The sequence below is a fragment of the Microbacterium testaceum genome (assembly GCF_001476285.1).
In the GTDB taxonomy this organism is placed as follows: Bacteria; Actinomycetota; Actinomycetes; order Actinomycetales; family Microbacteriaceae; genus Microbacterium; species Microbacterium testaceum_B.
Genome location: NZ_LDRU01000084.1, coordinates 24,482 through 32,655, shown reverse-complemented (window position 1 = coordinate 32,655; position 8,174 = coordinate 24,482). Strand labels below are relative to the sequence as shown.

7 protein-coding genes are annotated in these 8,174 nt (G+C 70.4%); 4 read left to right on the top strand and 3 right to left on the bottom strand.

All coding sequences use genetic code 11. The features are described 5' to 3' along the window. Nucleotides 1-206: hypothetical protein (locus NS283_RS14190; protein ID WP_058597504.1), on the bottom strand; the 206-nt coding region annotated here is incomplete at its 3' end. 135 nt (nucleotides 207-341) lie between these two features. Between NS283_RS14190 and NS283_RS14185 the strand changes: the two genes are divergently transcribed. Then, complete coding sequence (locus tag NS283_RS14185) at nucleotides 342-1,772, top strand: AAA family ATPase (protein WP_058597503.1); 1,431 nt, start codon at nucleotides 342-344, stop codon at nucleotides 1,770-1,772. A 127-nt stretch (nucleotides 1,773-1,899) separates the two neighbouring features. On the opposite strand, the gene NS283_RS14180 is transcribed toward NS283_RS14185, so the two are convergent. Then, nucleotides 1,900-2,586: a hypothetical protein gene (locus tag NS283_RS14180; protein ID WP_153001366.1), complete on the bottom strand. Its 687-nt coding sequence runs from the start codon at nucleotides 2,584-2,586 to the stop codon at nucleotides 1,900-1,902. Nucleotides 2,587-2,723: 137 nt separating this feature from the next. Between NS283_RS14180 and NS283_RS14175 the strand changes: the two genes are divergently transcribed. After that, the gene (locus NS283_RS14175; RefSeq protein WP_058597501.1) at nucleotides 2,724-3,827 is read left to right on the top strand and encodes an Rv2578c family radical SAM protein; all 1,104 of its coding nucleotides are present in this window, start codon (nucleotides 2,724-2,726) and stop codon (nucleotides 3,825-3,827) included. A gap of 68 nt (nucleotides 3,828-3,895) precedes the next feature. Here the strand turns inward: NS283_RS14175 and NS283_RS14170 are convergent, their stop codons facing one another. After that, entirely contained in the window at nucleotides 3,896-6,121 is a 2,226-nt protein-coding gene (locus tag NS283_RS14170; RefSeq protein ID WP_058597500.1) for a DEAD/DEAH box helicase, read from the bottom strand. 378 nt (nucleotides 6,122-6,499) lie between these two features. Between NS283_RS14170 and NS283_RS14165 the strand changes: the two genes are divergently transcribed. After that, a complete protein-coding gene (locus NS283_RS14165; protein ID WP_058597499.1) occupies nucleotides 6,500-7,123 on the top strand; it encodes an antibiotic biosynthesis monooxygenase in 624 nt (207 codons plus the stop codon). Continuing rightward, the gene (locus NS283_RS14160; protein WP_058597498.1) at nucleotides 7,120-8,025 is read left to right on the top strand and encodes an aldose 1-epimerase family protein; all 906 of its coding nucleotides are present in this window, start codon (nucleotides 7,120-7,122) and stop codon (nucleotides 8,023-8,025) included. Before NS283_RS14165 ends, NS283_RS14160 begins: the two co-directional genes overlap by 4 nt. Nucleotides 8,026-8,174 lie beyond the last annotated feature (149 nt).

Genomic DNA, 8,174 nt, shown 5'->3' with positions numbered 1-8,174 from the left:
AGGAGCGCGCCGAGCGCCGTGCGCGGGCTCTCGCCGTCACGCCTCGCACGTCGCGTGAGGGGCTGCTCGGCGGGGACGTGCTCCTCGAAGGTGGACCGGCGGGGGCCGGATTCGGCGCCGGCGATCGGGATGGCCGCCGTCGCCCGACGTTCGGCCTCCGCGCGCGCGGCGCGACGGGTCGGGAACGTCGGATCAGAGGAGCTCATTCACCCCATTGTCCCCCGAGCGCTCACCCGGGTCGACCCGGGCGGGGGCTCGCTCGGTGAATCCTCGGTTGCGACCTGACGAGGGCGAGGGCACGCTGGGAAGACCGTGTCCCGATCCGAGGGAGAGGAGCACCCATGCTCGACGACGACGATCGCGACCTCATGCGGGCTGTCCGGAGCTACCTGAAGCACGTCGAACGACTCGCCGCCACCGAAGCCGCCGGCGAACGCACGCCCCTGGGTGTCGCGCTCAGCGAGCACCTGGGCGTGGACGCCGCGTCCGTTCCCGTCCTGACCGAGACCGTCCCGCCCCACCGGCTGGTTGACGCCGACATCGCCCTCGACGAACTGACGACCACAGGTGGGGGAACCCTCCTGGGCGTCACCGGCGGAGAGCAGCGTCTGCACTCCTCCGTCGCCGACCTGATCGCCAACGCGCACACCCGCTTCGCCCCCGGGCCGGTGTCGTACGAGATGCGGGCGACCGGACCGCACACCGAGCGTCGCGTGGTGGCCTTCGGCGTGCGCCTGCTGTCGTTCGCGGGACACCCGATCGTGATCGTCCAACGCGGTGCCTCACCCCGCCACGGCGAGCAGACGGCCCGCCTCGAGGTGCTGAGTGCGGATCAGGATGCCGCGACCTCGCTGATCGCCGAGCTGCGACGCCTGATGGTCGAGCGCAGCGTCCTGAAGGGGCGGGTGCTGTCGTTCGTGCCGACGGAGTACGGCCACGACGCGGGCGCGACGTTTCTCGAGCGTCCCGACGTGCACGCCGACGACATCGTGCTCGAGGAGGGGGTCCTCGAGCGGGTGGTCGAGCACGTGGTCGGCGTCGGCGAGCACCGTGAGGCCCTTCGCACGGCGGGACAGCACCTCAAGCGCGGCGTCCTCCTCTACGGCCCACCCGGAACCGGCAAGACCCTGACCGTTCGACACCTCCTGTCCCGGACCCCCGAGACCACGGCGGTCGTCCTGACCGGCTCGAGCATCCGTTTCATCGCGGCGGCGGCCGAGATCGCCCGGACCTTCCCGCCGTCGCTCGTCGTGCTGGAGGACATCGACCTCGTCGCCGCCGATCGCGGGTACTCGCCGCAACCGATCCTCTTCGAGGTGCTCGACGCGCTGGACGGCCTCGAGGGGGACGCCGACGTCGCGTTCGTCATGACGACCAACCACGTGCACATCCTCGAAGAGGCACTGGCCGCCCGGCCCGGCCGCGTCGACCTCGGCGTCGAGATCCCCCTTCCGGGACCGGACGCGCGACGCCGGCTCTTCCGTCGCTACGCCGCGAACCTCCCCCTGTCGGATGACGCACTGGATGCCGCCGCCGCCCGCGCCGAGGGAACCACGGGGTCGTTCGCGAAGGAGCTGATCCGCCGAACGGTCCTCCTCGCCGCGGTCCGCGGGGACGGCACCGCGGTCACCGACGCCGACCTGGAGACGGCCCTGGACGATCTGCTGTCGTCGGGTGCCGCTCTCACGCGACTGCTGCTCGGGGCGCGGACCGGTGGTGACGACGCGACCGAGCCGCCAGAGTTCCACCACGGAGCCTCGTACCACCCCTGACCCCGGGGGCATGGACCCGGGCGGCGTGCGGAGCCGGGGGGCGTGACCCCGGGGTGCGTGGACCCGGGGTGCGTGGCGCGTGGACCCGGGGTGCGTGGACCCGGACGGCCGCGCGGAGCCGTGCGGATCAGGAGATGAAGTCGAGGGCGATCCGACCGGCGTAACCGAAGCCGACGACGACCGTGAAGAGCCCGGAGACCAGCAGCAGACCCGGGTGGGCGAGACCGATGACGACGCGGCGCGTCCGCGGCACCTCGGCGAGCATGCGGTCGGGGATGCGGTGCGACGACGGGACCGCCGCCCACCCGCGCAGGCGCGCGAGGTAGCTCACGCATCGCAAAACGAGCGCGGCCCACAGGATCACGATCACGGTGGGGACGATCGTCGCGAAGATGCCCGCCGCCTCGTCCCACGCGACGTCGGGATCGGGTCCCGCGTCGGCGGTCAGCTGGACGGCGACGGCGGCACCGACCACGACCGACCCCATCCACAGCACGACCGCGCTCATCAGCCCGACGAATCGAGACGCGAAGTGTCCGAGGATCGACTCCTCGTATTCGAGGTGGGTGCGCGGCGTCTGCGAGAGCACGAGGAGGGTCGCGAGCAGCGACGGCAGGACGAGGGCCGCCGAGATCACCATGCGGAGACCGTGGGGGAGGTCGAAGATGTTGCACACGGCGAGCAGCAGGACCATCGCGCCGACCCAGATCCACCCGGCGGCGGTGGGGTGTTCACTGACGAACCGCGGATGCAAGGGCTCGAGACGCCGCCCCGACCGAGCGAGCAGTCGCTCACCCCTGACACCTGAGCTCACAGGCCTGCCCTCCCGCTGGTCCGCCGTATGGGCGTGCTGTCACTCTAACCCTGTCGACAGCCGCCGAAGAATTGCATATCTTCGATGCGAAACGCTTTCTCCTTGCGATTGATTCGAATCTGTGTTCGACTCTTTCCATGAGGTGGCAGGGCCAGCAGCTGGGCGTCGACGATACCGCCGCGCTGCCCGGCATGGAGCGGATGGACGGACTCGTCCGCTCAGTGACCACGCCGGAGTTCGCGGGAATGACCTTCCACGAGGTGCTCTGCAAGAGTGCGCTGAACCGCGTTCCCGGGGTCTCGGCGATGCCGTTCGACTGGACGGTGAACCCGTATCGGGGCTGCAATCATCAGTGCGTTTACTGCTTCGCCCGCAAGACACACGAGTACCTCGACCTCGATTACGGCAGCGACTTCGACTCGCAGATCGTCGTCAAGGTCAATGTCGCCGACGTGCTGCGCACCGAGTTGCGCCGGGGATCGTGGACCCGCGAGCCGGTCATGCTCGGAACCAACACCGACCCGTATCAGCGCGCCGAGGGCCGCTACCGCCTCATGCCCGAGATCATCGGCGCGCTCGCCGAGAACCGCACTCCGTTCTCGATCCTCACCAAGGGCACGCTTCTGCGGCGCGACCTGCCGCTTCTCTCGGACGCCGCCCGCCAGGTCAAGGTGTCCCTCGCGATGTCGATCGCCGTCTTCGACGACACCCTGCAGCGGTCGATCGAGCCCGGGACCCCCAGCGCCGAGGCGCGACTCGAGACCGTGCGCGCGGCGACCGCGGCGGGCTTCCGCGTCACGGTGTTCCTGATGCCGATCCTGCCGCACCTCACCGACTCGGTCGCCGTGCTCGACGACGCGCTCGCCCGCATCCGAGCGGCCGGTGCCGCGCGCGTGGTCTACGGAGCCCTGCACCTCCGACCCGGCGCCAAGCAATGGTTCCTCGAGTGGCTCGAACGCGAGCATCCGCACCTGGTGTCGTCGTATCGGGGTCTTTACCCCGGCGTCTCGGTCTCGGCCCCCAAGGCCTACCGCACCTGGCTCGGCAAGCGCATGCGCCCGCTCCTGCGGATGCACCGCCTCGACGGCTGGGATGAAGACGACCACCCCCGCGGACGACCGCAGCCCGGGCTGGCCGCACGCACGCCGACGACCAGCAGCCTCGGTCCGGTGCGGGGCACCGGGGGCTCGGCATCCGTGAGACCCCGTGTCGCCCCCGCGAGCGAGCCGACGCTGTTCTGAGCGCACGGGACCCCGAACGCACGAGACCCCCGCCGCGAAAAGCGACGGGGGCCTGGTGAACGGCCGGATCAGGACGTGACGTCGGCCAGCTGGCGGCCCGAGATCTCTTCGATCAGGTCGTCGCCGAGCTGTGCGGGCTCGAAGGGCGCGTCGATCTCGGCACGGTCGAGCAGCTCGGTCATCCGACGCTGACGCTGACGCGTGATGAGGGTCACGACGGTGCCGCTGCGACCGGCGCGGCCGGTGCGGCCCGAGCGGTGCAGGTACGTCTTGTACTCGTCGGGAGCGTCGGCCTGGATGACCAGATCGATGTCGTCGACGTGGATGCCACGAGCGGCGACGTCGGTGGCGACGAGCACGTTCACGCGACCCGAGGTGAGCTTCTCCAGGTTGCGGGTGCGCTTCTGCTGGTTCAGGTCACCGTGCAGGGCGACCGCGGCGATACCGGCCTCGTCGAACTGCTCCGCGAGCATCTCGGCGTAGGCACGGGTGCGGGCGAAGACGAGCGTCTTGCCGTCGCGGTCGACCAGCGACCCGAGGATCTCCGCCTTGTCACGGTGGTCGATCACGAGGACGCGGTGGTCGATCGTGCCCGAGTCCTGGTCCTCACCGGCGACCTCGTACACGGCCGGCTCGACGAGGAACTCGTCGACCAGCGCGGCGACCTCGCGGTCGAGGGTGGCCGAGAAGAGCAGCTTCTGGCTGCCGTCGGCGGTTGCGCGAAGGATCCGCTGCACCGGCTCGAGGAACCCGAGCTCGCACATGTGGTCGGCCTCGTCGAGGACGGCGATCTGCACGTCGGACAGGTCGAGCTTGCCCTGGTTGAGCAGGTCCTCGATGCGGCCGGGCGTCCCGATGACGATGTCGACGCCCTTCTTGAGCGCACCGACCTGGCGTGCCTGCGGCACGCCGCCGTAGACCTGCGTGGTGAACAGGCCCACGCTGCGCGCGATGACCTGGACGGTGCGGTCGATCTGCAGCGCGAGCTCACGGGTCGGAGCGAGGATGAGCGCCTTCGGCGCACGGCCGAACTCGCGGCGCTTGCCCGCCTGCGCGCGCAGGATGCTCTCGACGAGCGGGGCGCCGAAGGCGATGGTCTTGCCCGAGCCGGTGCGGCCTCGGGCGAGGACGTCACGGCCCTCGAGGATCGGCTTGACCGTGGCGGCCTGGATCGGGAAGGGGCTCGCCGCACCGAGACCGGCGAGCGCGCGGACGATGTTGTCGCCGAGTCCGAGGTCGGCGAAGCCGGCGTCGGTCACGGTCGCGGCGTCGACGGCCTCGGCCTGCAGACGCTCGTGGACGACGTCGACGCGCTGCTCGTGCTCGGCGGAGCGCTTGGGGGTGGCGTTCTCCCCACGCCCACTCCACCCGCCGCTGTCGCGGCGGGCGGAGCCTCCGGGCGCGTGGGCCCAATCGCTGCGGCTCGGGCCGTCGGCGCGACGCGGGCGGTCGTCGAACGAACGCTGCGGGCGGTCGCTGCGGTCGAAGGAACGCGCCGGGCGGTCGTTACGGTCGAACGAACGCGCCGGGCGGTCATCGAAGGAGCGACGCGGGCGCTCGTCACGGTCGAAGGATCGCTGAGGGCGGTCGCCGGCGTCACGGCGGGGACGCTCGTCACGATCGAAGGACCGCGCGGGACGGTCGTTCCGGTCGAAAGAGCGCGCCGGGCGGTCATCGAACGAGCGACGCGGACGCTCGTCGCGGTCGAACGAACGCGCGGGACGGTCGTTCCGGTCGAAGGAGCGGGCGGGGCGATCACCCGCGTCACGACGAGGACGCTCGTCGCGGTCGAAGGACCGCGCAGGACGGTCGTTTCGGTCGAACGAGCGAGCCGGGCGGTCGCTGCGGTCGAAGGTCCGGGCGGGACGCTCGCCGGCATCACGACGAGGACGCTCGTCACGGTCGAACGAACGCGCGGGGCGGTCGAACGAGCGGGCCGGGCGATCGCCGAAGTCACGACGCGGGCGGTCGTCGAACGAACGCGCCGGACGCTCGTCGCGGCGGCCGGCCGTGGCATCCCGATCCGAACGACCGAAGCGCTCGTCGCGAGCCGAGTGACGGATGCTGCGGGCCTCGTCGCGACCGGCACGGTCGGACGCGCTCCAGCGGCGCTTGTCGGGAGCGGCTTCAGCCTCGGGGCGGTACCCGCGGTGGTTCGGGCTCTTGCTGCCGGGCTTGGCGGGCGCCTCGGCGCCGGGGCGGCGCTTGCGGTCCTGGAACGAGGTCTTCGCGCCGTAGCGCGGCTCGAAGTTCTTCGCGGCGCGGCCGCCGGCGGGCTTCTTGTTCTTGGGCATGGGGGACTTCCTGGGTTCTGTTCGCGCGAAACAGCGGCACCGCTCGCGGCGGTGCGAAACCCGGAACGTCGTCGGCCGGGGGCCATTCACTGATGATGGTCGAGGCCGCGATCGCGTCCTGTCCATCGGCCCCTTGGACTCACAAACCCATCCGCGCATCACACGCGGTGTCCAGAGCCGACCCGCCCACGTTACAGGTCGCGCCTGGGAATGGCATCCATGTCGCCCCCATCGATCCTCGTCCCACTTATGGCCGGTGCCAGTCATCCGCACCCTCTACAACAGGGACATACACCGCCATATGTGGGACGAGGGTCACCGTGGCACCGACACGGAGAAGCGCCCGAAAGGCACGGCGCGGTGCACGAAGATGGACGCATGGCAGACACCGACGCCCACCCCATCACGGTGGCGATCGAGCGGCGCATCGACCCGACGCGCACCGCCGAAGCGACCTCCTGGATGCAGGCCGGCACCGACCTCGCGACCGCTTTCCCGGGCTTCCTCGGCTCGGGGTGGGTGCGCGCGGGCGAAGACAGCGACCTCTGGTACATGCTGTACCGCTTCCGCGACATCACCACGCTCGAGGGGTGGGAGACGTCGTCGCAGCGACAGTGGTGGCTGGACTCGGGCCGCCCCTTCGCGCGCGAGGAGCGCGTCGAGCGCCGCACCGGCATCGAGGGCTGGTTCGACGCCTCCTTCGGATCGGTCCTCCACCCGACGGATGCCACCACCTCCCCCGTGCAACAGCCCGTACCGGCGGCTCCCCCGCGCTGGAAGCAGGCCGTGACGATCTGGGTCGGCTTCTTCCCCACGAACCTGCTCGCGTCGTGGCTGCTCGGCTTCATCCCGGGGTTCGCCGAGATCCCCCTCGTCGTGCGCGTGCTGGCCACGACCCTCATGCTCACCCCCGTCATGACCTACGCGGTGCTCCCGTGGGTCACCCGACTGCTGCGGCCGTGGCTGCAGCGTCCTCCCCGCACGCGAAAGGCTTCGTCATGACCGCTGACCCGACCGGAACCCGCTTCGTCCTCCGCGGAGAGCACTCCTCCGCCGAGATCACCCAGGTGGGTGCCGCGCTCCGGGCCCTGACCGTCGGCGGCGTCGACCTCGTGCCGTCCTACCCCGACGATCAGCCGACGCCCGCGGCATCCGGTGTCGTGCTCGTCCCATGGCCGAACCGCATCCGCGACGGCCGGTACACGTTCGCGGGCGAAGAGTTGCAGCTCGCGATCAGCGAGCCGAAGTTCGGCAACGCCAGCCACGGACTGCTGCGCTTCGGCACGTACCAGCCGATCGAGCACACCGACGATCGGCTCGTCCTCGGCGCCGACGTGGTGCCGCAGACGGGTTACCCCTTCCACCTGCGCACGCGGGTCACGTACACGCTCCTGCCCGACGGGCTGCACGTCGCGCACCACATCGAGAACGTCGGCGCCAAGACCGCCCCCGTCGCCCTCGGCGTGCATCCGTACCTGCAGATCGGCGGGGTCGAGACCGCCGACCTGGTCATCCATTCGACCGGGACGACGACGCTCGTGCTCGACGAGCGCAACATCCCGATCGACGAGGTGCCGGTCGACGCCGACACCGACCTGCGTGGTGGCCGCCGCCTCGGGGACGCCTCACTCGACAACGGATACCGGGGTCTGGAGAGGGATGCCGAGGGCCGGGCCGTCCACACCCTCACGGCCCCCGACGGTCGGGTCCTGCAGTTGTGGCAGGACGCCGGATTCGGCTGGGCGCAGGTGTTCACGACCGATCGCTACCCCGGGCAGCCGCTCGCCGTGGCGATCGAGCCGATGACCGCACCCGCGAATGCCTTCGCCTCCGGAATCGATGTGCACGCATTGGCGCCGAACGGCATTCTCGTCCGCGAGTGGGGAATTCGTTTTAGCGCTTAACAAATGAATATGTCCCCCTTTTGGGGGACATATTTTTCCCTTACGACCTGGGGTATTTCTGCGAAAGACATTTCCCCTCCAGGCGAAAGAAAAGTTAGCATTCTGCTGACGGTCTCCGTCGACGCCGGGGACCGAAGGAATTCGATTCT